Consider the following 24,107-nt stretch of genomic DNA (forward strand, 5'->3'; position numbering starts at 1 on the left):
TGTGTATTGATATGAGTATTTCGTTGCTTTCAGGATTGATCATTTTAGTCCTTCTTGTCATCATGCTTTTGATGGGCGTTCCGATCGCGATCGCGTTGGGGATCTCTTCGGTGTGCGCGATCTTGCCAATCATGCCATTTGATGTGGCGGTATTGACAGCGAGTCAGCGTATCTTCTCAGGCATTTCGGTCTTCTCGTTGTTGGCGATCCCGTTCTTTATTTTGGCGGGGAATATCATGAATCGTGGTGGTATCGCGATCCGTTTGATCAACTTAGCGAAGATCTTGACGGGAAAGATGCCTGGTTCTTTGGCGCAGACGAACGTATTGGCGAACATGTTGTTTGGTTCGATTTCTGGTTCGGGAACGGCGGCGGCTTCGGCGATGGGTTCGATCATCGGGCCTGTTGAATTGGAGGATGGTTATGATCCGAATTTTTCGGCGGCTGTCAATATCGCGACCGCGCCTACGGGTCTTTTGATCCCGCCATCGAATGTAATGATCACTTACGCTTTGGTTTCTGGTGGGGCTTCGGTTTCGGCTCTATTCATGGCTGGATATATTCCAGGGATCCTTTGGGGTCTGTCTTGTATGGCGGTCGTCTATATCTTGGCTCGTAAAAATAAATTTTATTCGAATGTTCAAATGAGCGGGAAAGAGAAGTGGAACGTGTTCTTGCAAGCTCTTCCTTGTCTTCTTTTGATCGTGATCGTGATCGGGGGAATCATTGGTGGTGTCTTCACGGCGACGGAAGGCTCTGTCGTGGCGGTCGTCTATTCGCTCTTGCTTTCGTTGTTTGGGTATAAATCGATCAAATGGAAAGATTTGCCAGGTATTTTTAAGGAGAGCGCGCAAATGACGGGGATCATCATCTTCTTGATTGGTGTTTCTTCGATCATGTCTTGGGTCATGGCTTTCACAGGCATTCCGCAGCTTGTCAGCGAAGCGATGCTTGGCTTAACGGATAATAAGTATGTCATTTTATTGTTGATCAATGTGATCTTGTTGGTCGTAGGTACGTTCATGGATATGACGCCGGCTTGCTTGATCTTCACGCCGATCTTCCTTCCTGTGTGTCAGGCGCTCGGTATGGATGTGATCCATTTTGGGATCATGTTGATCTTCAACTTGTGTATTGGTACGATCACCCCGCCAGTGGGCACGACGCTCTTTGTTGGTGTCAAGGTTGGTAAAGTATCGATCGAATCGGTGATCAAGCAGTTGCTTTACTATTTTGGAGCGATCTTCGTGGTGCTGATGCTGGTGACGTATATTCCGCAGTTAAGCTTATGGCTGCCAACTGTTCTTGGTGTTATGTGATTGAGTTGATAGAAAATTAAAGGAGAAAATCATGAAAAAGTTTATGGATGAAAACTTCCTTCTTGAAACAGAGTGCGCGAAGGACTTGTTTCATAACTACGCGAGTCAAGTTCCTGTTCTTGACTATCATTGTCATATCGATCCTCAAGAGATCTATGAAGATCGTAAGTTTGATAATATTGCGCAAGTTTGGCTTGGCGGCGATCATTACAAGTGGCGTCAGATGCGTTCGAATGGAATTGATGAATACTACATTACAGGGGACGCTTCGGATTGGGAAAAATTTGAAAAATATGCCGAAACGCTTGAAAAGGCGATCGGAAACCCTTTGTTCCATTGGTCGCACTTGGAGCTTCAACGCTTCTTTGGAATCGATACGGTATTGAGTCGTAAAACCGCAAAAGAGATCTGGGACAAGGCGAACGCTATGCTTCAGCAAGAAGATATGAGCGTGCGCAACTTGATCAAAAAGTCGAATGTGACTTTGATCTGTACGACGGATGATCCGATCGATGATTTGAAATGGCACAAATTGATCAAAGAAGATGATTCTTTTGATGTGCAGGTGCTTCCTGCTTGGCGCCCAGATAAGGCGGTCAATATCAACAAGCCGGATTATATGGAGTATATCGCGAAGCTTGAAAAGGCGAGCGGAATGCAGATCGAATCGTTCGAGGATTTGAAGAAGGCGCTTGCGAATCGTATGGATTTCTTTGCGGAAAATGGCTGCACGGTCGCTGACCATGGATTGGATTATGTCATGTACGTTCCTGCAAGCGATGATGAGATAGAAGCGATTTTCGCAAAGAAGAAAAACGGGGAAACGCTCACGAATGAGGAAGTGACAAAGTTCAAGACGGCGATCATGTTGTTCTTGGCGAAACAAAATAAAAAGCATGATTGGGTGATGCAGCTTCATTATGGCTGCAAGCGCGACAACAATACGAAAATGTTCGAGAAGCTAGGTCCAGATACTGGGTTTGACTGCATTTCGAATGAGGCGCCTGGTTCTCAATTGGCGGATTTCTTGAATGCGGTAAATATGGATGGCGGTCTTCCTAGGACGATCATTTATTCTTTGAATCCTGGAGATGATGAATTGATCGGCACGATCATTGGATGTTTCCAAGATAGCGACGCGATCGGTAAGATCCAGCAAGGATCTGCTTGGTGGTTCAACGACACGAAGACGGGCATGCAAAAACAAATGACTTCGTTGGCGAATCTTGGTCTTCTTGGAAACTTTGTGGGAATGCTTACGGATTCGAGAAGCTTCTTGTCTTACCCGCGTCATGAGTATTTCCGGCGTATCATGTGCAACTTGATTGGTGGCTGGGTCGAAAATGGGGAATTCCCGAACGATCCTGAACTTCTTGCGCCAATCGTAAAAGGGATCTCCTACAATAACGCGGTTCGTTATTTCAATTTTGATCTCGAACAAAAGTAAGAATTATTATTTGATTTTGAAGGAAACGCTTCTCGTTGTTTCCTTCTTTTTTTGTTTCGTTTTTTTCTATATAATTATGTTTATGGAAAAACTTCTTCTTGTCTATAACCCAAAATCGGGGGATGGCCGCATTCGCGCTCAGTTGGCGAAGGTCATCGAGATATTTTCGAATGCGAATTATCGTGTCGAGGTATACGCGACCAAAAGGGAAAATGATGGTATGGAGTGGATCGAGAAGGTCGGATGCGAATTTGATCGAATCGTAGTCTGCGGAGGAGATGGGATGTTCCATGAAGCGGTCAATGGTTGGTTTCAATCGCGATCCAAGGCGCCTTTGGCCTATATTCCTTCGGGAACAGTGAATGATTTTGCCAATACGCACAATATTCCAAAAAACGATGTGGAAGCGGCGACGATGATCGCAAGCGATGGAATGATCGACCAGATCGACGCGGGGCTGTTCAATGACACATATTTTTCGTATGTAGCGGCTTTTGGTTTCGCGACTTCGACTGCGTATGATACGCCGCAAACAAAGAAGCGGAAGCTGGGGACGTTGGCTTATGTACTGCATGCTTTGGAGGTCGTGGACTTTACGCATTGGGAAAACAATTGTGTTTCTACGCGGATCGAATACGAGGGCGGGATGATCGAAGGAAATTTTTTATATGGTCAAATTTCGAGTTCTCGTTATGTTGGGGGGATGGACGCGTTTACAAAAGGTCGCTACGATTTGAAAGATGGCTTGTTGGAGGGGGTTTTTATCCGGCAGCCGATGAATTTGAGCGAGCTTAATTCGATTATCGCCAGTATCGCCAAGAGCGATATTGAAAACAATCCTTTGATCGTTCCTGTGCAGTCTCCTTGGTTCGAGTTTGATGGGGAATCGATCGCTTGGACGCTGGATGGGGAATATGGTGGGGAGGTTCCACATGCCAAGATCCAGGTCGTCGAGCAGCAGCTCAAGGTCGTGCTCCCAAAGGAAGAGGAATAAAAGAATCATAAAAGTAAAAAAGAGAACAAAAAGAGAAGATTTCGCGATTGGGCGTTTTCTTCTCTTTTTTTGTTTTGTGTTTTAGCTTATGTCTCATGCGACTTGGTGTTTCATAAATGTAAATCGAGCAAGCAGCATGATTACGCTTGAAAGGATAATATACAGGATCGCTCTTATAGATAGCACGTCAAAAACCATGTCGCCTATTGGATACGAAATATATTTACCGATTTCTGGCATTGTTGAACGGTAAGGCAACAAGAACAAAGTTAAATTATAGGCTCCCGTGGTTCCGTTAGGCGAGAGGAAGAGTGGAATAAAGAGGATCGGTACAAGCACGATCAAAACGAGGTAAGGGTTTTTCATTTTAGCCGATAAAAGCAATGTAAGGCTGATCATAGCAATCAGTACCAAATAGATCACGCCAAGATTGATCAGGGTTGCTTGCAGGAATGAATATGGATAAGGGATAATCGGATCGGCGATTTGTAAAGGTAAGTTCCATCCGTCGACCCCAAAGGCTGCTAGAGGCAAGCCAAAGGCGACTATGATGTGAAGCGTGAAGGCAAGAATGCCAAACAATAGAGACGCGATGATTTTGGCGGTTCCCAATTTGGTTTTTCCATATTTGCTCGATAAGATCACTGCATCCGTTCCTGCTTGATATTCTCCCGAAAAGACGGGCGCAATCACGATACAGATCGCCAATATAGCGAATATGAGCAGTTCAAAGTTGGATAGGATCACTTCCCAACCTTCGTGATATCCATATTGTAAAGGGGTCTTGACCTGGCTGTTCATGTGGCTCCAGTATTCTTTTTGTTTGGTTGACATATTTCTTGATGGCATGTTCAAAAGCGCTTCGATCTTTTCGTTTCTTGTTTGATCAAATTGGGCGCTCTTTGTCAAATCTAATTCGGGCAGCTTGTTTAGACCGGAATTCTCATTGGGAGAATCATAGATGGAAGCAATGATACTCAGCAGTTTTTCACGGGGAGCGACATAATTCCAATACACGTCACCGATCAAAAATTTCTCATTGCCATCATATCCCACATTGGCTGGGTTCTCAAAGAGCGTTTGGTATTGTGCGATGTTTTTTTCAACAAATTCATTGGTGAGAGGAACAGATTGCTCTTTATATTGTTCTTTTTCATAGGCAATGCCTTCAAATCCTTTGATTGCCCCTTCTTGATTGTAGGTCTGAAATTGCAGGATAGGCAGTCCGAACAGAAACGCAGTCAAAAGAAGACTGATTCCCATAACGATCAAGGTCGATTTTTTTCGGACTATTTTTAAAAATTCGTATTTAATCAACATATTCATGGCTCCTTTGGCTTAGCGCATCTTCTCCAAAATGGTATAAGAATAAATCTTCTAAACTCGGCTCAACATTGATGGCTTCCGCTGTAGGTGCGCGATCGCTGATGATTCGTAGCCTAACTTTGTTGTTTTCGTGGTGTAGATTGACAACAGAAAATTGTTGACTGTATTCTGCGACTTTTCTCTGGTCGATTAGAAATTCCCATACTTTTCCTTTGATCACATCGGTTACAGTTTCCATAGGCGCGCTAAGCAGAAATTGTCCGTTTTTCATCATTAAAATGGAGTCGGCAATATAAGAAACATCCGATACGATGTGGGTGGATAGAATGACGATTTTCTCTTTTGCGAAGTTGGAGATCAGATTGCGGAAGCGCACTCTTTCTTTTGGGTCAAGGCCAGCCGTTGGTTCATCCAATATCAATATGGATGGATCATTCAGTTCAGCTTGTGCGATTCCTAACCTTTGCTTCATTCCTCCAGAAAAGGACTTGATTTTTTTATTGGCTACTTTGTGCAGGTTGACAGTATGGAGCAGCTGATCGGTTCTATATTTTGCTGTTTGAGGATCCAGTCCTTTAACAGCTGCCATATAAAGCATAAATTCGCGGGCTGTAAAGTCGGGATAAAAGCCGAAGTCTTGGGGCATATACCCGAGTTGGGAGTAGTATTTTTCTCCTAATTCCTCAATGGTTTTTCCGTTCAAACGAATGTAACCGGACGTTGGTTTCAATACGCCGCAAATCATTCGCATCAGTGTTGTTTTGCCTGCGCCATTGGCTCCGAGCAATCCATAGACACCTGGAGCTAGATCGGCATTGACATGATTGACTGCCCATTTTGTTCCGTATTGCTTGCTTAAGTTTTGTAGTTGTAGATGCATATAAAATCCTCCTGATTGATTTAGGCATAAAAAATAAGGTGGCCTATGCCAATAGCATGAACCACCTATCTTAGGTTGAGCTTTTATAGATCTTAATTTAATCTTAATTTTCGCTCGTTTTGTTTTTTGCAGGAAGATCTATCATAAATTCTGTTCCAATGTCTAGCTTGCTTTCAACGATGATCTTTCCTTCGTGAAGCAGAATAATTTGATTGGCTATAGCGAGTCCTAATCCGCTTCCTTCTGGTTTTTCTTTAGTGTTCGTTCCTCTGTAATAGCGATCAAATAGTTTTGATCGTTCAATCTCGCTCAGTCCATTTCCATTATCGCGGATCGATAGCAGGATCCTGTTGTTTTTGTTCGTATCGAGTGTAACGCTTATCTTTGTTTCTGGCGGATTATGGATGAGAGCGTTTGATATAAGATTGGTAATAGCTCGCCGAAAAAGAGCAGGATCAATATTGGCATATAAGTCTGGCACATGGCTTTCAAACGCAAGATTGCGATCTGAAAAGGCAGGGTCGTTGATCATGTCGATCACGCATTCTTTGACAAAGCGTGAAATGCGGATTTTTTGAGGATGATAGGGTAGGGATTTGGAGTCTAGCTGATACGTTAGTTTTAAATCGTTGATTAGATTTTCAGTATAACAGACATTTTTTAAGATGATTGAACCATATTCCTGGATCGTTTGTTTGTCTTTTTCAGAACTATCGGCAAGCAGTTCAGCATACCCTTTGATTGGAGAAAGGGGTGTTTTTAGATCGTGTGTGATATTGGCTATCCATTCTTTGCGCACTCGTTCTGTTTCTTTATTTATCTGATCGGCATGGCGAATTTCACGGTCTGTTTGATTCAAAGCGGCGTAGATTTCGCTGAACATTCCTTTCTCTTGTAACGCTTCATAGGATCGAAGAGGGATATTCCGGATACCGTCTGTCATTTTTGATAATTTTCGGGAAAGCCAAAAACCATAAGCCAGTACAGAAAGGATCAGGATTCCTAGAGTAGAAAAAATAATCACTCTTGCGATGGGGGAGAGCCTTTCCACTCGATCGCCGTTGTAGTAGAGGATATATTTGCCTATATCATATGGAAAGCCAATGATGTAGCTGCAAGTTTCTGCCGAATCGTCTATGCTGTTGGAAAAAAGAGTATACCCGTGTTCATAATGGCTGGATTTGAGTGAAAGGAGTTTTGAAGCGGAATATTTCGCGGGATAACGCGCTGGTTTATTGTAAGAAAATATTTCTTGTCCGGATTCGTCGATAAATTGAATCCACAATCCATACGTATCCAATCGCTTCAATCCGATTTCATCGATCGATAGTTCTCCATTGTCGTAGGTCGTCCAAGCGACAAAACTATCCGTAAATTTTTGTGGCCAAGAAGCCAAGCTGATTCCTTCTGGTTCCGGAATTGAAAACATATAGTAGAACAAACCGATCGAGCTTGTGATTATGATCAAAACGACGAGCAGCAAAAGCAGAACCATTCTGAAAAACGGATCGAATGCTTTTTTACTTTTCATATGGATCGACCAATTTATATCCTAAGCCTTTGATCGTGATGATGTATTGAGGCGCGGTAGGATCGCTTTCTAATTTTTGGCGAAGATGTCGGATATGGACCATAATCGTATTATCACAACCGATACTATCCTCATGCCATAGGGCTTCATATAGGCGCTCTCGGCTTATAACGCGCCCTTTATTTTCGGCTAAGTACTGCAAGATCTCGAATTCTTTGGCAGTTAGTTTCATCTCTTTTCCTTCTTTTGTGACTTGGCATCCATCGATGTCAAGTGTTAAGGCGCCAATTTTTATAGGTTCACGAACAAGATCGTTCTTTTGGTAGGCTGTTCGGCGTAATTGCGCTTTCACACGATAAGCAACTTCTTTGGGACTGAAAGGCTTTGTCACATAATCATCGCCGCCTACGGCTAACCCGAGTATTTTATCGAATTCATCATTCTTAGAGGAAAGAAAGAGAATTGGACAGTGCGAAAACTGTCTGATTTGTTTACATACTTCATAGCCATCAAGATCGGGGAGCATGATATCTAAAATGATTAGATCTGGTTTGATTTTCTTGCACATATTTATCGCTTCGATTCCACGATCGATTTTAATAATGCCATTCAAGTTCTCTAAGGTCAGAGCTTTTTCGAGCAATTTTAAAATATCGGGTTCATCATCGACGATCATAATTTTGTATTGATTCATCTTTCAAATTCTCCTTTCACGATGTTTTATAAGTTTATCAGAACAGAAACGATTTCTATTGATAGATTTGATTCATTAATAATTAAGTGTACAAATGATCCAAAAAGATGGCTGAACAAGCAGAGTATATGGGAGTTGCGTAAAGAAAACAATAGACCTGTTCCGCTTTATAGATCGATGTTCTCAAATTTTGGTGCTAAGAGAAAGGAGAAACTTGTATTCTGTTAAAAATAATAATTAAATTATTATATTAAATAGAGATCTCATTATTCGTGAAAGGAGAATGAAAGATGAAGCAGGAGAAAAAGTCATTATACAGTATTGCTGGTTTCGTTTCTTTGATTGGGGCTGCTATCAATGGAATCGGAGCCCTAATGATGCTCATGGTTGGGATCAGTTTGATTTTTCAGCCGAATCTGTTCCAATTTCTAAGCGAGCAAGGTTTGCTTGATACGGCGATGGATCAACAAATGATTGGAAATCTATTAAGCATGAATCATATTTGGTTGATCATCGTCTATCTTGGTTTAAGTGTGGTGATGATATTGAAATGATTTCCTATTATATAGGATATTATATTCTAAAAAGCTGGAAAAAAGAACAAGGGAACACGCAAGATCTCATCCGCAAAACAGCTTATTGTATTTTTGCGACCCAAATCGTTGCGTTGGTTTTAGGGATCCTCATGCGTATTGCGGCTGGAAATTCTTTGCTGGATGGAGGATTGATTGAACTAGATTGGATCCTGACTGGTTTGTTCTTGTTGTGTATCCCGCAAATCAAAACAAAAAATGGACAATATGAAAACTTGTAGAAAGGTTGAAAGATATGAGTATTCTATTTTTATTGCTTGGCATAATGTTAGTGAACTTCTGCAATCCTGGAGCAATCGATGAAGCGCAGTTAAGCAAAACGATGTATTTTCTATATAATTTTATCGGTTTTGCCGTTTATATTTTCCCTGTTCCTATCCTGCTCAAATACAATAAGGCAAAGGATAAAAAGGATCGATCGTTGCTGGTCGTTGCTCTTACACTGATCATTTATGATCTGTTTAATTTGTTGTTTATCAAGCTTAGTCCAATGACTTATGTGCTGCAGCTTGGCGTGATCCTGCTTTATTTTCTTTATCAGAAATGGAAAGAAAAACACTAGATCTTCTAATACTTTATCGAATTAAAAATAATTTTTATATTATTTCTTGCAAATGAAATTAGCCGTTTAGTATTGTTGAAATAGGAGAGATAAAATGAAGAAAACAATACTTACAAAAAAAGAAGAGGAAATCATGCGGCAATTTTGGGATCATTCGGAACCTTTAGGATTTATCAGTTTATCTCGTTTATTGCCTGAATATAATCCTAATACTATGCGGGTTGTATTGAGAGATTTAAAAAAACATGGCTATATAAAGCCTGTGGATACGGAAAGTGATGGAGTGACGAAAACTCGTACTTTTGTTCCTTGTATCAATGAAACGGAATATGCGATCAGGCAGATCGAAACGACCCAAATCATTCCGATTGCCGAAAAATTGATCGAGTCTATCCCTTCGCTAAAGGACCTTGAACAACTGAAGGCAATGATCGAGAAAAGAGAAGAGAAGCTTGGAGGAAAGAAATGATGTTGTTTTCTTTGTCGTCCTGCTTATACGCCTTTACTGCTGGAATGATATTATCCATTGTTTTTCTGTTTTTGCTCAATACAAAAGCTTTGTATTCTGTGATCCATCCGAAAATTTTGGTGTTTTTCTCTTTATTGATCATCGTTCGCTTTATGATTCCGGGAGAATTGTTTTTTGCCAAAACGATATCGATGACATTCTTTGTCCCGGATCTGCATGACTTTATTAAAAACGACATCTTTTTTGGATATAACTTGATCGACATGTTTTTGTTGATCTGGATGATTGGATCTATTCTTTTTTTGATCATCACGATATCGCAATGGTGGAAAGGATACAGGCAGCTAGAACGGATCAAAGAAAACGCCGTACAGTCCATTCTTTTGAAAAATAGTGCGTGGAACTCTGCGAAAAGAGATTTAAAGGTGTTTAAGTCCAGATATGTCTGTTCGCCTTTTTCCGCCGGTTTGAAAGAGGCGGCCATTTTCTTGCCAGAAAAAGAGTATGATCAGGAAAAGCTTCGCTGGATCCTGCACCATGAAAGTACGCATATCTATAATAAAGATCTTTGGAAAAATCTTGGATACCGTTTGACCACTATTTTATTGTGGTGGTTCGTGCCGGTCTATATTTTTCGCAAGTTGCTTTCCCTATTTCAGGAAATTCGAGTCGATCAGAAAGTGCTGGAATTTAAAACTGAAATAGAAGGAATTCAATACGCTCGATTTTTAATTGAGGAAGTGGAAACCCAAAAGCTAGGTTTGAACCAAAATCTGAATTTAGCGACTTTTTCCACATTAGGCGGATGGATGATGGGCAAAAGGTTAAGCTATATCCTGGATGAGAAACGAAAAGGATATTTAAATGTGGTGTTTTGCATACTGATGGGAGTTCTTGTGCTTTCTGGTTTCTGCTTCGTGATCGAACCCGATTATTCACTTAGCGAATACACTCTAAAACAATTTGAAGGCACTTATGGGGAAGAAGATTTTACTCATGGAGAAATTCAGGAGGATGGCAGCGTAGAGTGCTATTTATATAATGGAGAATCGATAAATTTTCCTTCTGAAGAATTAGTGACTACTATTTTTCCGAATTTGGAAATCAAGAAAGAGAGTTAAATCAATGAAATCAATTTTATGTTTATTTTTATTTGGGTCTATGTTTGGACCTGCTGTTTCAATGGAACCATTGAGAAATTTGCCGCTGATCGAACCGCATGCTGACCAATATGTTTGGAAAACAAAAGTAGAAAACGGGCATACTTATATTCGAAAATACAATCTCACAAAAGAGTGTTGGGAAGGTCCTTGGATCCAGGTTAGCTGAGTTTGGATAAATCGAACTTCCTACAGAGCTGCAAAAAAGCGTAGGATTTCGTAAATGAAACCTACGCTTTTTTTCGAGTAATGACTTGTCGCCTGTTGAGGTTGAAAAGAACGTTAGATCGAAGGATGGGAGCGATATGTAGAAAATACATATTTCTGGATCAGTTCTTTTTGACGGACTTCCAAGTTTTTCAGTCGATAAAACATCGCTTCCAGCTCGCCTTGATCCATCAAAACAGGAACAGGATATAGGGGATTGGCTTCCTTAGAGGCGTGTTTAGCCATTGTCGGAATGTCTGTTTCTTGGATCTGTTCGATTTCACAAGGAATGTTCATCATGGCATTGAGCGAACGGATGGCTTGTACGAATTTTTCTGCACCAAGCGCGTCGCTTTCCAATGGAGTGCTTAATCCCGCGCAAATCGCAAGCTCATGAAGAGGTTTATGGACAGCTTGGCCATACGCTTCGAGCATATAAGGCATGATGATGGCGTTGGCAAGTCCATGGGGAATGTTGTATTGACCACCCAAAGCGTGGGCGATCGCATGAATGTAGCCGACATAGGCGCGGGTAAACGCTTTACCGGCAAGAAACGAGGCGTGAAGCATGTTGCTTCTTGCTTCCATATCGTTTCCATCCTCGTATACGCGTTCAATATTTTGAACGATGAGGCGTACGGCTTCTTTGGCGTATTGGCGTGTCTTTTTTGTGTTGGAGTGGCCAATGTATGCTTCTACGGCATGGCATAAGGCATCCATCCCTGTCGTCGCGCTCAAGGAAGGCGGTAATGTCCGGGTGAATTCGGCATCTAAAATGGCGTATTTTGGAATGAGGGTAAATGAATTGATCGTGTATTTGTGGTGGGTCTTTTCGTCGGTGATAACGGCGGCCAGAGTCACTTCGCTTCCTGTCCCGGCCGTTGTTGGAATGGCGACGAGTGGTGGAATGGGCTTATAAACTTTTAGCAATCCTTTCAATTTGGATAATGGTTTGTTAGGAAAGGCTGCGCGTGCACCGATCGCTTTGGCGCAGTCGATGCTCGATCCGCCGTCTAGAGCGATGATGGCCGAACAGTTGTACTGATGGTACAGTTCGAGCGCAGCTTCGACATCGTCAACTTTCGGATTGGCTTGGGTCTTATCGTATAAGACGCACGATACGTTTTCGATAAACAAGGTGTCGATGAGCGTGGCGATCATAAAAGTTTTTGCTAAAAAGGGATCGGTCACGACAAGAACGGTCTTATTCTCCCAAGTTCTAAAGAGCGGACGAGCTTCTTCGAGGCAAGAAAAGCAAACAGGATCGTGGTAGGGTAAAAACGGTATGGCGATATGGAAAGCGTGTTGAACGAGTCGGCAGGCTCCTTTTTTGATCGGGTTCATCGGGTGAGGTCCTCCTTGCTGATGGTGCGTAGATTTTCGGCGATAGAGCTTAAACATTTATACATGATTTCTCGCTCTTCTTTACTTAGAGATTGGCTGGCTTGTTGGACGGCTGTATTGGCGATCTCGTTAAGGTGGCACGCTAGCGCTTCTCCGCTTTTGGTTAGCTGCACTTTCGCGTTATAGTGTCCGTCTTTGCATACAAAGCCTTTGGTTTCAAGGGTGGCTAGCGAGCGTGAGATCTCGGCTTTGTCTTTTTGGCAGATGTCTGTGAGCCTAGCGGCGCTAAGTCCTTCAGGAAAGCGATAGAGCGTGATAATATATAAGGCATGTGTGCCTTTGAGCTGTTCATCTTTCATGATTTCGCTGGCGATCTTGTTCCAGTACTTCATGATTTCGAAAAGGATCAAAGTGAAACGTTCAAATCGAGTGATCATATAGGTCCTCCTACACTTGTTGACTTATCAACATTGGCATCATACGCCTTTTTGTTTTTCTTCGCAATGCAAGAAGGCGAGTTTGATACAATAAAAATAGAAAGAGAGGGAGAAGGTATGGCGACTTCCCAAGAATTTTGCGAAAGTGTGATCGAAGCGTTTTCTATTGCGGGAACGATCCGGGTCCGGGCGATGATGGGGGAGTATTGTGTTTATTATAACGACAAGCTCATCAGCGACTTGTGTGACGGACAATGTTTGCTCAAACGTACACCGACATCGGATGCATTGCTCCAAGGCGGACCGCTTAGTTATCCGTATGAAGGTTCGAAACAATTGATGCATGTTTTTGACGATTTTGACAACAAGGTGCTCATCGAGAATTTGCTTGCGGGCATGTGGAACGACTTACCAGAAAAGAAATCAAGGAAAAAGAACGGAGAAAAAAATGATCCATTTTGAAAGGGAAGTGTTTGATCCGGTATTGATTGAGGAAATGCTGAAGCATTTTCATCATGTGAATATCGCGATGAACGACGAGGATGGCTATCCGTACGTCGTGCCGCTCAACTATGGTTTTGAAATCAAGAATGATAAGCTTTTTGTATATATTCATTGCATGAAGATAGGCAAAAAGATCAATTTGTTGCAAAAAGATGCGCGCGTCTGTCTGGAATTCAGCGCCTTTAATGATTTTCCAGACCGGCCTTATAAAGGACATCGACACGACTATCGCAGTGTCATCGCTAAAGGAAGACTAAAACTAGTCGATGCGAATGAAGATCTGGAAACTTTCAAGCGAGGATACGATTTGTTGTATTTGTGCAATGGACGGCCGATAACGCCGTTGGAAAGTCGGAAGGTCATGCCAAACCTGTATATTGGCAAGATCGAATGCGACTGGAATGACGTGAGTGCCAAGTCGGAGTTTCCGCTGCGCACGATCGAAGATGTGCCGTTTGTCGACGTGTACGAAATGGAGGAAGACACGACATCTTTTGACATCAAGGATTTGATCGTTGCCGCTAAAGCGCGGCAGAAAAAGACCGGATGAGATCGATTCTCTCCGGTTTTCTTTTCGATATTTCGAATGATCAAAGAACAGAAAAAAGGCCCTTGCGGGCCTTTTTCCAAGAAAGTTTTAAGAAAGGGAATTTGATTATGAAGTGAGCTCTTTCAGCTCACTTGTATTAAACCACATTCCTTTTATTGAATACAGCGAAATGCTCTATGCGTTTTTTATTTTTTTTGGAGTCCATCTGCCGAAAATGCCGCAAGGAAGGATGCCGTTTTGATTGGTGACTGGAAGCAGGTTTTCGCCGACTTCGATCGTTCCTGGCTGAATGATCGCGCGTTTCATGACTTCATCGAGAGTGCATAAAGAAAAACCGGTTGTATAGCAGTTGACGATCAAAAAGAGAGGATCGTCGCTCAATAGTTTGCTTGCCTCGTGCACGAGTTCGTATAGGGAGTTTTCGAGCTTCCAAACTTCGTTTTTGGGCCCGCGTCCATAGCTTGGGGGATCCATGACGATTCCATCGTATTTGCGTCCTCTTCGTATTTCTCGTTGGATGAATTTCATGACATCATCCACGATAAAGCGGATCTTATGATCTTCGAGATGATTGAGGCGCATATTTTCTTTCGCCCATTCGTTGATGCCTTTGCTGGCGTCCACATGCACGACTTCTTCAGCGCCTGCTTTCGAACAAGCCATCGTGGCACCGCCTGTATAGGCGAACAGATTGAGGATCTTGATGTCTTTTTTTCCTTCTGCTTTTGCTTGCGCGATCGTCTTCATCATGAAATCCCAGTTGCTGGCTTGTTCAGGAAACAGGCCAGTATGCTTGAAGCCTGTCGGGGAGATCTTGAATCGAAGATCTTTGTATTGGATCGTCCAGAACTCTTTGAGTGGTTTTTTATATTCCCAGTGTCCGCCGCCTTGATTGGAGCGATGATAGAAGGCGTCCGCCTTGTTCCATTGGGTATCGTTTTCGATCGGCCATATTGCGACAGGATCTGGTCTTCGTAAGATCACATCGTTCCATCGTTCTAGTTTTTCCCGATTTCCCGTATCGAGCACTTCATAATCGATCCAGTCTTTCGCGATTTGATTCATTGTATCGACTCCTTTTCATCCATTATAGCAGAGATTTTATAGAACGGTCTTTTTTGGACTTTTTTGCGTATATTCATTGAAGTTATATTGAAGTTATATTGAAGTTGACTTTGAAGTTATATTGAAGTTATATTGAAGTGAATAAAAAAGGGGGTCATCCGATGTATTTAGAAGAATTGGTGGATACGATCTTATTGGAAGATATTGAAGTTGAATATAAAAGCCGACTTAATCGAGAAGATGTGCTTGGTTGGCTAAAAACGATAGGTGGCTTTTCTAACGCTCAAGGCGGCCGTTTTTATATTGGAGTAGAGGACAAGACGAATAAACTCATTGGTTTTGATCGAAAGGAAGCTGACAATGAAAGAAACTACTTCAATAATATGGTCAATGACCACATTGTCCCTAGACCACAAATGTCTATTTCTTTTCTTTCCTATAAAATAAAAGAAAAAGAACGGTTTGTCATCTGTATCAAGGTCGCAGAATCGAAAATCAAACCTGTAATCTGCAAATATAAAGGAATCCCATCAATTTTTATGCGCAGAGATGGTTTTACCAACGGAGCCTCTTACGAAGAAATCATCGAAATGAGCATCAAAAGTAAAAATACACAATACGATATTCAGTTTTCTGAAACTCAATATGATCCAGAAGATTTCAAAGTGCTTCACTCTTTTTATGCTCGAAATAATTCCGGGAAAGAACTTCCCGAAAAAGCGCTTCGTTCTATGGGATTTTTTGATGAGCAAGGTCATTTAGCCAATGGAGCCATTCTTTTCTCCGATTCCTATCATGGAGAAAAAACAGCGGTTCAATGTTCTATGTTTTCTGGCTTCAGCAAAGGAAGCGACCGCATCGTAACTGTCAATCGTTTTTATGGGAACGTGATCGATTCGATTCATTTTATTTTGGAGTTTGTAGAACAAAGAATGAATCATTCGATGATCAAGAAGGAAGGATATCGGAAAAACATTGATTCTTTTCCAGCAAGAGCATTATTTGAGGCCATCATCAACGCGGTTGCACATCGTGATTACTATTTAGACGGGACCCAGATCCAAGTCGATCTATTTAAGGATCGATTAGAAATTTCTTCGCCCGGAAGCTTTTTTCAAGGAGAACAATTATCCAAAACTTACGACCTTTCTTCGATCATTTCGAAAAGAAGAAACGAGTTGATCGCTGCAGTATTAGTAATGTGTAATGTGATGGAAGCGGCAGGAACGGGTTTTGACAAAATTGTTTTAGAATATCGAGATGTAAACAAAAAACATCGACCTTATATTTTTTCTTCTTCGAATCATTTTACGATCGTTCTTCCAGATCTTACATATTTGGATGGTGTGGAAAACGGCTCTACGCCACGGCTATCCTTTATTCCTGTAGAAAATGGAACGAAGTATGATCAAAAAGTGCTTGAATTCTGTTATTACAGAGCGCATAAAATTTCAGAGATCGCTGAATATCTTGGCGTAAGCGACTCAACCTATTTTAGAAAAAATGTCATAGAGAATCTAGAAAAGCAAAACTATTTGCACAGCAGCAAACTCGGTAGAGCGAAATACTTCCGAACCAATCAAGAAATGGTGAGAATAGAATGAAAAACCAGCTAACGCAGCCGGCTTCCATTTCCTTCAACAAGCGCTCTATGAAATCGAACACACGACAAAAAGCCATGCCGAAATATCGATGTTCAATCGTTTCAAAAAGAAGATCGAAGACTTTAGCAGACATTTTGTTCCGCTTATCGATTCATGCTATAATTCGATGGAGGTGAAATCTCCATGAAAAAGCAAATGACGAAGCTTCTTTGCTTCAGCTTGATGATCCTGCTTTCGGCATGCTCCATGCCAAAGATCACGACCGTCGAAGAAGCCAAAGTACAACAAGACAATACAGCTTCCACACTGAAGCCAAACGATCTTTATTGGGAACCCAAAGATCCAACGCCTTATATTGCGTCGACCTACAACGCCCTTAGTAGCCAAGGCCTTGACGAACAAGGACAAGCCGAGGCCGTATTGAAAGCGTTTTTAGCCGACTTTTTGACCCTCAGCAACAAAACGAGCGATGGCGATATTGGCGGACTCGATTATATTCCATCGAGCAGCGTTTCCGATTTTGAAGAATACGCCAAATATTATTATTATGACGCCTACGCTGATCTTTTGACCAACCAAGGCAGCTCGGCTCTACCGGAAGTGACGAACATTGAATGCGAAAACATCCAGCCCGCCACGATTTCCTATATGGACCAAGATTATCCTGGATTTACGATGGATGCCAAGATCACGTATAAAAAGGGACAAGAGGCGTCCGACTTTAAAACGAGCGCTAAATGTTCAATAATCAAGATGCAGGACATTCATTACGTTTCTAAAAGCGATGTCACAAGCGGCAAAGAAGCGGGTGAAGCAAAAAACGTATACAGAGTGATCCAAGTCGAATAAAGAAAACACAAAGACACTTTGGTGTCTTTTTTTGGAGGAATCAAAATGTTTGTACAACTGATCTGTAAAGACCGCAACGAAAAAGAAATGAACGAATTATACGAAGTGCTAGGCGCGATCTGCCAACGAGAAGGGATCCAGATCGAAGACCGTGGAAACCAAGTCGAGATCCTAGCTTGCCCGCAAGGAAAGATCATCGTTACCGAACAAGATGAAACAATGGTCTTAAGCGCCAATACTCGTCACGCGGGCGCTGGATTCCACGCCTTTGTGGTCGATATTTTCAAAGATATCGAAGAAGAAGTGCCAGGCGAATATGAGCTCATCGACGACCTTGAGTACGCCAACGATGAAGATTTTCATCGACTCCATCACGTGTATGAAAACGAACTCGACTATTTACGCAATCTATTATTGACCGATCCAGAATTCCGCAAAAAAAACTATCTCTATGATGAAACGTATTTTTTGCCGATCGAAAAAGAAAACACCATATTGACACCTATTGGAGAAATGAGCCAAGACGAGTTGTTGAAGAAGGATCTACACGACCTTATGGACGCCTTCTATGTTTGGAACGATTGGGACCGCGACGCCCAGTTCTATAAAAACGTCGCCTTGACGCTTCTTGCCAAAGAAGGAGTCGGCATGTATACGAACATGAACGAACAAACAGAAAAAGTCGCGAACGAAGTATGCGATTATCTAGAAATCGCCTATGAAAAAGATCCATCGATCTTGCTTCCGCTCATCGAATATAAAGAATTGATCGACCGATTAGGAAGAGAAGACAAGCTCAAAGAAGCCAAAGGCCTCGACAAACCCGCCATTCAATATCGCACCGAAGAAGTATATCACCTCTTCCAGGACGCGAAAGTCGTCGCCCCAGGCGCTGCCGAAAGAAGCTATGATCCAATCAACGAATCGATGAATTTGATGGCTCCCTACATAGAAGAAGGACAATGGAGCTGGCTCATTCAAGCAAGCAAGAAACCAGACATAATCACTAATATGGAACATCTCCAAGAACAAGAGCCTTTGCAGATCCATGATAATATCGTATGGATCGACGACTGGATGGAAGATGGCTACTATGTGATTGAAGCGATGCTTAGACACGATGAACAGTTCCTCTATTTCCACGATATTTGCGCCGATGAAAAAGAAGTCCCATACTTAAAAGAATGCATTTATAAAAGCGGATTTCAAAACTAAAGAAAAGAGAACTATAGAAAAAGCAGGACTCTGCCTGCTTTTTCTTATTGAACAAAGTTGACATCTTGTTTTTGCGAAACCGTATAATTGATGAGCGCCTCACCATCTAGATCAAGCGATTTCGTATGCAGTCCATTGATCCTCTGATTCGCGTACGTCGTCCAATAGAAATCCATTGTTTCTAGATTCGCGCCCGACGTATACTGCGTGATCTCATAAAGACCATCCGAAGTTTGATCGCAACCATTCGCTTGTCCGACCGACTGCATAATATGGAAATATTGACTCAAGCAATCTTCATCCGTCTTCTTGCTCATCGAATTGGCGACCGTGAAATCAGCCCGAACAAAACGCTCGACAGAACTCAAACCGCCAGGAAGACCATTCGAACCCATGCCAGTTCCATAAATCTCCAAATTTTCTGCTGGCGCGATCCGATTGTTTGGATACTTCGCCGTTAATCCTTGATAGTTGCAGAAATTGTAGTATTGGCTTGGGAATTCTGGCTGGTTGGTCAAAACATTTACTGGATTATCATAAATATGAAGACCATCTTTTGTTTGTTCGATCACGACTGTCGAATCTTTATCCGCGCATAACCAATGGAGCGGACTTGCCTGATATTTGTCAGAAACATTGATCGCCCGAATGTTGATATTGGCAGCCAATTTCTTGATATCCGCGACCGATTTCGGCGAACTGAGAAGATAAGGAACCAACTCGAACGAACCAAGATTGACCTTTCCTTCCACATGTTCTGAATTATATTCGCAGAATCCAGAAAAGTTGAGTCCAGTCACACCTACGCCAAACTCGTTGACCCTTTCAAAATACAATGGAAAACCATCCGCGATGATCGCCATCCCGACCATCGCCGCATGACTTTTGATCGCATCCGTTTCTTTGAATTCAAATGGATAATTTCTTGGCGTGACGGATACACAGTTGCCCATAGCGAACTGAAGATCTAAGTTTCGCCCAAAATAAGCGAGCCCTTCTTTGTTGTAGAGTACAGAAGTACACATAAATTTTCTCCTTTAACTATAAATCAATTATATGCCATCGTTATAATGAAATGTATTAACAAGCTCATAATATTAAAACAGAGAATAAAAAACGATAGAAAGAAACTGCTCTTTCTATCGTTTTGGTCTTTATTGAACTTCACCCTGCTCAGGAGTCGTCGGCTGTTCTGTTGGTGTTTGTTCTGGCACAGACTCTTCTGGAACCTCCGGAGCAGGTTCTTGCGGCGTATCTGGTTCCGGTTGGCCTGGCGTCTCTTCTTGACTTGGCGCATCCTCTCCTTGACTAGGCTCTTGATTTCCACTCTCTTCTTCTTGCGGAAGAGATGGTGTATAAACAGGCTGCTCGACTTGACTTGGCGCGATCACTTCGATCTGCTCGCTCTCCGCGCGGTTTTGTGAAACCGAAGCGTTGGAAGAATCGACGCGATCGATCCCATAATATACATTGTAAGGATCAAGACGACCAGCGTCTTCGCTCGTGATCATATATTCGCTGCGCGCTTGCGGATCTTTATACGCAATGAGAGAATGTGGATCTTTCGATAAGTTGAAACCAAACTTTTTAAGATTAGGCGTATAGAACATCCTCTGATAGGCATTATACACTTTGGAGAGATCTCCATTCGACAACAAATAACAGCTTACTGGAAGACTTGGCATCGAAACCGTCGTCAACGTCGCATCCACCCCTCCTTTGAGCGTCAAAGAATCCACGCTCCAAGGCTTGATATCGCTCAGCTGCTTTGAAATAAAAGCTTGCAGAGAGCTTAAAGGAATGTTGGTCGACACATATTTGGCCGCCACATTCATGACTCCGTTGATGTGGGCGATCCCTTCTGGACTTGTGAGCTTATCCATGATCGCGTGAATGATCTGCTGCTGGGCATTTTCACGACCCGTATTTCCATAGCCTTCCGTCTTGCGATGACGAGAATAGGCGAGCGCTTCTTTTCCATTGAGAGTTTGGACGCCTTTTTTCAAATAGATCTTGTCTTGTTTCTTGAAACTTCGATTTTCGTCCTGTTCGCTAAAATCGATCTTGACATCGACTTTGACACCCCCTAAAGCATCGACAATATGAATGAGCGATTGGAAATTCATTTTCGCATAATAGTCGATCTCGATCCCGAACGCTTCTTCGATCCCCTCCATACTGTTAAGCACTCCATCGTTGCCAAGATGGGTCAGCTTATCCGATCCATTCGCCATGGCAGGATTTGGCATATAACTATCCCGAGGAATCGACACCGTGGTCATTTGATTGTTTTTTGGATCGACCATCACCAGAATATTGACATCGCTTCTCGCATCGAGATCCGGATCCTCTCCCTCGTCGATCCCCGACAAATAGACGACAAAGGGTTCTTTGGAAATATCGATCTCCGGAACTTTCGAAAGATCGATCTTCCGCGTGTCGCTAAACTCCTGAAGCTGACGAGTATCGGATTGAATCGATTTGTATCGTTCTTTGAGCATCATGATCCGATTGCTTGGAATGATCAGCGCGTCGATCTCGCCATTCATCAATCGATCATACAGCTGCTGATAGTCGTTGAGATCCACATATTCGATCGGCGCGACTTCCGTATTGATCTGCGCCATCGCTACGCTCGAACTTCTAGAATCCATATTGTTCGAATACCCGATCTTTTTATTGGCCAGCTCTTCGATCGAATGGATCGGCGAATCTGTTTTAACGAGCAGCGAAACATGGATCGTGCTTTGTGTTCCGCGCGTGATATCGTTGAACGCCCGATACGTATTGATCAGCGTATAGTCGCCAAAACCATAGAGAGCGACCAAAACGACCATCACGACTTTATAAAGCGTGGAACGCCAGCTTTTTTTCTTTCGCTTTTTTAAAAGCACAAAAAACAACACGTCCAACAGCAATAAAATCGTCCCAGCCGCCAGCATAAATCGAATATCGAGCATATGCAGCTGATAGATCAAAAAGATCAAGCCGATCGAAAGCGCGAACACGCAAGACCACAAGATCCAATCGAACAACTTCGAATTGGAAGCTTGTTTTTTAGGCGCTTTCTGTTTATTTTTATCTTCTTGAAGCGTTATTTTTTTCTTCTTCTTAAGGTCTACTTTCTTCATAACATCACCAAAAGTATAGTAGCATTTTTGTTAGAGAAAACAAAACAGAAGCATAGATGCAAATTATGTTAAAATGGTACAAGGTGATAGAAATGATGGAATCTAGTTTACAAAATTTAAACGCGCCGCAAAGAGAAGCGGCCACCACGATCGATCAACATGTCCGGATCATCGCAGGAGCCGGAAGCGGCAAGACACGCGTCTTGATGGCCCGCATCGCCTACCTCGTCAATGAAGTCGGCATCCTTCCATGGCGGATCATGGCCATCACCTTTACGAACAAAGCAGCCAATGAAATGAAAGAACGACTTTCTAAAGAGCTTGGCGAAGACGCTCAGAAAGTAAAAATATCAACGATCCACGCCTTATGCGTCCGCATCTTAAGGGAAGACGCACACTTGATCGACTATCCAAAATCGTTTACGATCATGGACCGCGACGATCAAAAGACCGTGATCAAAAAACTCTATAAAATCAAACACATTAAAAACGATGAGATCCCTGCCAATTCTCTCATCGCTTATATATCCAACAATAAATCCGCGGACGTTCCTGTCGAAATGGCTCAGCGGCTTGCTCAAGGCAAGGAACAAAAACAATACGCCCAACTGTATGAAGCCTATGAAAAAGAGCGCAAAGAAATGCGCGCCATGGACTTTGACGATCTGCTCATCGAAGCCAACCGGCTTCTTAAAACCATGCCCGAAGTCGCCAAAAAATGGAAGGAGCGCCTCGACTATATTCATGTCGATGAATTCCAAGACGTCGATCCGATCCAATATTCGATCATCAAACAAATCTGTTCCGAAGATGCTCGTCTATGTGTAGTTGGCGATCCAGACCAGACGATCTATACGTGGAGGGGCGCTTCGATTGAGATCATCTTGCGCTTCGATCAAGACTTTAAACCGTGCAAAACGATCATTCTCAACGAAAACTATCGCTCCACAAAACCGATCCTGGAAGCGAGCAACGCCTTGATCGCCAATAATAAAGACCGCATCAAAAAAGACTTGTTCACCAACGCACCAGGCGAAGAACCGATCGAACGCTATGAAGCGCTCGAAGAAAGCCAAGAGCCGATCTATATCGCAAAAAAAATCGTCGAAGACCATAAGAAAGGGACGCCCTACCACCAATTCGCGATCTTGTATCGCTCCAATTATTTGTCGCGCTCCTTTGAAAAAACATTTCGAAGCGTAGGGATCCCCTATAGGATCTTTGGCGGCATTCGATTTTACGAACGCCAAGAAATCAAAGACATGCTTTCGTATTTACGCCTATGCGCCCACAGTGAAGAAATGGATCCAAAACAACTCGCCTTAGACCTCTCTTTGAAGCGGGTGATCAATATGCCAAAGCGCGGTATTGGCGCCACCACGCTTGAAAAGCTCGAAGACGAAGCGATCCTGAAAGGCGAAAATATGTATGAAGCCTTGCAGGCAGTTCCTTCTGTATCGAAAGCGACCCAAACAAAGCTGAATAAGTTTCACGCTTTGATCGAATCGTTCAAAGAAGCTAGGGAAAGTATGGACTTGCTCGATTTCTTCGATTTCGTGTTCGAAAAAAGCGGCTATAAAGAAATGCTCGAAGAAAAAGAAGAAGACGAGCGCATCGAAAACGTTCTAGAACTCAAAGAAGATATCCATCAAGCCATGGAAACCGATCAAGACCTTACGTTAGAGACGTATTTGCAAAACGTGGCGCTCTTTACCGAAAAGAGCCAAGACGAGCAAGAAGACGCCGTCAATTTAATGACGGTCCATGCCGCAAAAGGTCTAGAATTTTCAACGGTATTCGTCACGAATCTTAATGAAGGAATCTTCCCAAATGAAAGAGCGATCAATGAAAACGGACGAGCAGGCCTCGAAGAAGAAAGGCGCTTGATGTATGTCGCTATGACGCGCGCGAAAAAGCATTTGTTTTTGAGCTGGAACAATGGGTATAGCTTCATGCTCGAAGGGCCCAAAACACCCTCGCGTTTTTTAAAGGAGTTGCCTAATAGCGAAGAAGACGAGCAAGAAGAGACCTTGAGCAATGAGGCCTCGTTCAAAATGCATAAAAAACCGGTCAAATATCGGGCGGGAGATCTCGTGAGTCATTCTGTATATGGAGAAGGCGTGCTCATTGAGATCAATGGCACGATCGGAACGATCGCTTTTTCCAAGAAATATGGGCTGAAAAAGATCGACCTAAGGCACGCTTCGCTGCAAAAAGGATAAAAGT

The 24,107-nt window shown here is 42.6% G+C and carries 24 protein-coding genes; 15 read left to right on the forward strand and 9 right to left on the reverse strand.

Annotated features, from left to right (window positions below; genetic code table 11):
- The 3 genes from BO225_RS10275 to BO225_RS10285 all read left to right on the forward strand — a co-directional run.
- Positions 1-1,319, forward strand: a 1,319-nt coding sequence (locus BO225_RS10275; protein WP_233120327.1) for a TRAP transporter large permease, incomplete at its 5' end; no start/stop codon positions are given.
- A gap of 31 nt (positions 1,320-1,350) precedes the next feature.
- Positions 1,351-2,766 carry a glucuronate isomerase gene (gene uxaC / locus BO225_RS10280; protein WP_076342129.1) on the forward strand — a complete coding sequence of 472 codons (1,416 nt, stop codon included), beginning with the start codon at positions 1,351-1,353 and terminating at the stop codon, positions 2,764-2,766.
- A gap of 82 nt (positions 2,767-2,848) precedes the next feature.
- Positions 2,849-3,760 (forward strand): diacylglycerol/lipid kinase family protein, encoded by a 912-nt coding sequence (locus tag BO225_RS10285; protein WP_158023837.1) that lies wholly within the window; start codon positions 2,849-2,851, stop codon positions 3,758-3,760.
- 93 nt (positions 3,761-3,853) lie between these two features.
- Here BO225_RS10285 and BO225_RS10290 read toward each other — a convergent pair whose 3' ends face one another.
- The 4 genes from BO225_RS10290 to BO225_RS10305 all read right to left on the reverse strand — a co-directional run bounded on the left by BO225_RS10290 (position 3,854) and on the right by BO225_RS10305 (position 8,191).
- Positions 3,854-5,080, reverse strand: a complete 1,227-nt coding sequence (locus BO225_RS10290) for an ABC transporter permease subunit (RefSeq protein WP_198936132.1) — start codon at positions 5,078-5,080, stop codon at positions 3,854-3,856.
- Positions 5,070-5,966, reverse strand: coding sequence for an ABC transporter ATP-binding protein (locus BO225_RS10295; RefSeq protein ID WP_076342132.1), 897 nt, complete (start codon positions 5,964-5,966; stop codon positions 5,070-5,072). Before BO225_RS10295 ends, BO225_RS10290 begins: the two co-directional genes overlap by 11 nt.
- 103 nt (positions 5,967-6,069) lie before the next feature.
- Complete coding sequence (locus BO225_RS10300; RefSeq protein ID WP_076342133.1) at positions 6,070-7,497, reverse strand: sensor histidine kinase; 1,428 nt, start codon at positions 7,495-7,497, stop codon at positions 6,070-6,072.
- Complete coding sequence (locus BO225_RS10305) at positions 7,487-8,191, reverse strand: response regulator transcription factor (RefSeq protein ID WP_076342134.1); 705 nt, start codon at positions 8,189-8,191, stop codon at positions 7,487-7,489. The genes BO225_RS10300 and BO225_RS10305 overlap by 11 nt, the downstream gene beginning before the upstream one ends.
- A gap of 290 nt (positions 8,192-8,481) precedes the next feature.
- Here BO225_RS10305 and BO225_RS10310 point away from each other — a divergent pair, with 290 nt between their 5' ends.
- The 6 genes from BO225_RS10310 to BO225_RS10335 all read left to right on the forward strand — a co-directional run bounded on the left by BO225_RS10310 (position 8,482) and on the right by BO225_RS10335 (position 11,144).
- Positions 8,482-8,745 carry a hypothetical protein gene (locus BO225_RS10310; RefSeq protein WP_076342135.1) on the forward strand — a complete coding sequence of 88 codons (264 nt, stop codon included), beginning with the start codon at positions 8,482-8,484 and terminating at the stop codon, positions 8,743-8,745.
- A complete protein-coding gene (locus BO225_RS10315) occupies positions 8,742-9,005 on the forward strand; it encodes a hypothetical protein (protein ID WP_076342136.1) in 264 nt (87 codons plus the stop codon). Before BO225_RS10310 ends, BO225_RS10315 begins: the two co-directional genes overlap by 4 nt.
- Before the next feature lie 14 nt (positions 9,006-9,019).
- Positions 9,020-9,346, forward strand: coding sequence for a hypothetical protein (locus BO225_RS10320; protein ID WP_076342137.1), 327 nt, complete (start codon positions 9,020-9,022; stop codon positions 9,344-9,346).
- Between the two features lie 94 nt (positions 9,347-9,440).
- On the forward strand, positions 9,441-9,815 hold the full coding sequence (locus tag BO225_RS10325) for a BlaI/MecI/CopY family transcriptional regulator (protein WP_076342138.1): 375 nt from the start codon (positions 9,441-9,443) through the stop codon (positions 9,813-9,815).
- Positions 9,812-10,936 carry a M56 family metallopeptidase gene (locus BO225_RS10330; protein ID WP_076342139.1) on the forward strand — a complete coding sequence of 375 codons (1,125 nt, stop codon included), beginning with the start codon at positions 9,812-9,814 and terminating at the stop codon, positions 10,934-10,936. Before BO225_RS10325 ends, BO225_RS10330 begins: the two co-directional genes overlap by 4 nt.
- A 4-nt stretch (positions 10,937-10,940) precedes the next feature.
- A complete protein-coding gene (locus tag BO225_RS10335) occupies positions 10,941-11,144 on the forward strand; it encodes a hypothetical protein (RefSeq protein WP_076342140.1) in 204 nt (67 codons plus the stop codon).
- Between the two features lie 113 nt (positions 11,145-11,257).
- On the opposite strand, the gene BO225_RS10340 is transcribed toward BO225_RS10335, so the two are convergent.
- Together BO225_RS10340 and BO225_RS10345 are read right to left on the reverse strand one after the other, a co-directional pair.
- Entirely contained in the window at positions 11,258-12,526 is a 1,269-nt protein-coding gene (locus tag BO225_RS10340) for an iron-containing alcohol dehydrogenase (protein ID WP_076342141.1), read from the reverse strand.
- Positions 12,523-12,963 carry a MarR family winged helix-turn-helix transcriptional regulator gene (locus tag BO225_RS10345; protein WP_076342142.1) on the reverse strand — a complete coding sequence of 147 codons (441 nt, stop codon included), beginning with the start codon at positions 12,961-12,963 and terminating at the stop codon, positions 12,523-12,525. The genes BO225_RS10340 and BO225_RS10345 overlap by 4 nt, the downstream gene beginning before the upstream one ends.
- Before the next feature lie 117 nt (positions 12,964-13,080).
- Between BO225_RS10345 and BO225_RS10350 the strand changes: the two genes are divergently transcribed.
- Both BO225_RS10350 and BO225_RS10355 read left to right on the forward strand, forming a co-directional pair.
- Positions 13,081-13,425 (forward strand): TfoX/Sxy family protein, encoded by a 345-nt coding sequence (locus tag BO225_RS10350; RefSeq protein WP_076342143.1) that lies wholly within the window; start codon positions 13,081-13,083, stop codon positions 13,423-13,425.
- On the forward strand, positions 13,412-14,017 hold the full coding sequence (locus BO225_RS10355) for a pyridoxamine 5'-phosphate oxidase family protein (protein WP_158023838.1): 606 nt from the start codon (positions 13,412-13,414) through the stop codon (positions 14,015-14,017). The genes BO225_RS10350 and BO225_RS10355 overlap by 14 nt, the downstream gene beginning before the upstream one ends.
- 174 nt (positions 14,018-14,191) lie before the next feature.
- Here BO225_RS10355 and BO225_RS10360 read toward each other — a convergent pair whose 3' ends face one another.
- A complete protein-coding gene (locus BO225_RS10360) occupies positions 14,192-15,082 on the reverse strand; it encodes a class I SAM-dependent methyltransferase (protein ID WP_076342144.1) in 891 nt (296 codons plus the stop codon).
- A 161-nt stretch (positions 15,083-15,243) separates the two neighbouring features.
- Between BO225_RS10360 and BO225_RS10365 the strand changes: the two genes are divergently transcribed.
- From BO225_RS10365 to BO225_RS10375, 3 genes are all read left to right on the forward strand, one after another.
- Positions 15,244-16,686 (forward strand): ATP-binding protein, encoded by a 1,443-nt coding sequence (locus BO225_RS10365; protein ID WP_076342145.1) that lies wholly within the window; start codon positions 15,244-15,246, stop codon positions 16,684-16,686.
- A gap of 183 nt (positions 16,687-16,869) precedes the next feature.
- Positions 16,870-17,535 carry a hypothetical protein gene (locus BO225_RS10370; RefSeq protein ID WP_076342146.1) on the forward strand — a complete coding sequence of 222 codons (666 nt, stop codon included), beginning with the start codon at positions 16,870-16,872 and terminating at the stop codon, positions 17,533-17,535.
- 45 nt (positions 17,536-17,580) lie between these two features.
- A complete protein-coding gene (locus tag BO225_RS10375; protein ID WP_076342147.1) occupies positions 17,581-18,750 on the forward strand; it encodes a hypothetical protein in 1,170 nt (389 codons plus the stop codon).
- Positions 18,751-18,794: 44 nt separating this feature from the next.
- On the opposite strand, the gene bsh is transcribed toward BO225_RS10375, so the two are convergent.
- Together bsh and BO225_RS10385 are read right to left on the reverse strand one after the other, a co-directional pair.
- Positions 18,795-19,775 (reverse strand): choloylglycine hydrolase, encoded by a 981-nt coding sequence (gene bsh / locus BO225_RS10380; RefSeq protein ID WP_076342148.1) that lies wholly within the window; start codon positions 19,773-19,775, stop codon positions 18,795-18,797.
- A gap of 129 nt (positions 19,776-19,904) precedes the next feature.
- Positions 19,905-21,881: an LCP family glycopolymer transferase gene (locus BO225_RS10385; RefSeq protein WP_076342149.1), complete on the reverse strand. Its 1,977-nt coding sequence runs from the start codon at positions 21,879-21,881 to the stop codon at positions 19,905-19,907.
- A 92-nt stretch (positions 21,882-21,973) separates the two neighbouring features.
- Between BO225_RS10385 and BO225_RS10390 the strand changes: the two genes are divergently transcribed.
- Complete coding sequence (locus BO225_RS10390) at positions 21,974-24,103, forward strand: ATP-dependent helicase (RefSeq protein WP_076342150.1); 2,130 nt, start codon at positions 21,974-21,976, stop codon at positions 24,101-24,103.
- Positions 24,104-24,107: the final 4 nt, after the last annotated feature.

Source organism: Dubosiella newyorkensis (assembly GCF_001945605.1).
Taxonomy (GTDB): Bacteria; Bacillota_I; Bacilli_A; order Erysipelotrichales; family Erysipelotrichaceae; genus Dubosiella; species Dubosiella newyorkensis.

Bases quoted from the DNA above. Each gene is read 5' to 3' on its own strand.
- uxaC (WP_076342129.1), top strand. From the start codon at position 1,351: ATGAAAAAGTTTATGGATGAAAACTTCCTTCTTGAAACAGAGTGCGCG.
- BO225_RS10285 (WP_158023837.1), top strand. From the start codon at position 2,849: ATGGAAAAACTTCTTCTTGTCTATAACCCAAAATCGGGGGATGGCCGC.
- BO225_RS10290 (WP_198936132.1), bottom strand. From the start codon at position 5,080: ATGTTGATTAAATACGAATTTTTAAAAATAGTCCGAAAAAAATCGACC.
- BO225_RS10295 (WP_076342132.1), bottom strand. From the start codon at position 5,966: ATGCATCTACAACTACAAAACTTAAGCAAGCAATACGGAACAAAATGG.
- BO225_RS10300 (WP_076342133.1), bottom strand. From the start codon at position 7,497: ATGAAAAGTAAAAAAGCATTCGATCCGTTTTTCAGAATGGTTCTGCTT.
- BO225_RS10305 (WP_076342134.1), bottom strand. From the start codon at position 8,191: ATGAATCAATACAAAATTATGATCGTCGATGATGAACCCGATATTTTA.
- BO225_RS10310 (WP_076342135.1), top strand. From the start codon at position 8,482: ATGAAGCAGGAGAAAAAGTCATTATACAGTATTGCTGGTTTCGTTTCT.
- BO225_RS10315 (WP_076342136.1), top strand. From the start codon at position 8,742: ATGATTTCCTATTATATAGGATATTATATTCTAAAAAGCTGGAAAAAA.
- BO225_RS10320 (WP_076342137.1), top strand. From the start codon at position 9,020: ATGAGTATTCTATTTTTATTGCTTGGCATAATGTTAGTGAACTTCTGC.
- BO225_RS10325 (WP_076342138.1), top strand. From the start codon at position 9,441: ATGAAGAAAACAATACTTACAAAAAAAGAAGAGGAAATCATGCGGCAA.
- BO225_RS10330 (WP_076342139.1), top strand. From the start codon at position 9,812: ATGATGTTGTTTTCTTTGTCGTCCTGCTTATACGCCTTTACTGCTGGA.
- BO225_RS10335 (WP_076342140.1), top strand. From the start codon at position 10,941: ATGAAATCAATTTTATGTTTATTTTTATTTGGGTCTATGTTTGGACCT.
- BO225_RS10340 (WP_076342141.1), bottom strand. From the start codon at position 12,526: ATGAACCCGATCAAAAAAGGAGCCTGCCGACTCGTTCAACACGCTTTC.
- BO225_RS10345 (WP_076342142.1), bottom strand. From the start codon at position 12,963: ATGATCACTCGATTTGAACGTTTCACTTTGATCCTTTTCGAAATCATG.
- BO225_RS10350 (WP_076342143.1), top strand. From the start codon at position 13,081: ATGGCGACTTCCCAAGAATTTTGCGAAAGTGTGATCGAAGCGTTTTCT.
- BO225_RS10355 (WP_158023838.1), top strand. From the start codon at position 13,412: ATGATCCATTTTGAAAGGGAAGTGTTTGATCCGGTATTGATTGAGGAA.
- BO225_RS10360 (WP_076342144.1), bottom strand. From the start codon at position 15,082: ATGAATCAAATCGCGAAAGACTGGATCGATTATGAAGTGCTCGATACG.
- BO225_RS10365 (WP_076342145.1), top strand. From the start codon at position 15,244: ATGTATTTAGAAGAATTGGTGGATACGATCTTATTGGAAGATATTGAA.
- BO225_RS10370 (WP_076342146.1), top strand. From the start codon at position 16,870: ATGAAAAAGCAAATGACGAAGCTTCTTTGCTTCAGCTTGATGATCCTG.
- BO225_RS10375 (WP_076342147.1), top strand. From the start codon at position 17,581: ATGTTTGTACAACTGATCTGTAAAGACCGCAACGAAAAAGAAATGAAC.
- bsh (WP_076342148.1), bottom strand. From the start codon at position 19,775: ATGTGTACTTCTGTACTCTACAACAAAGAAGGGCTCGCTTATTTTGGG.
- BO225_RS10385 (WP_076342149.1), bottom strand. From the start codon at position 21,881: ATGAAGAAAGTAGACCTTAAGAAGAAGAAAAAAATAACGCTTCAAGAA.
- BO225_RS10390 (WP_076342150.1), top strand. From the start codon at position 21,974: ATGATGGAATCTAGTTTACAAAATTTAAACGCGCCGCAAAGAGAAGCG.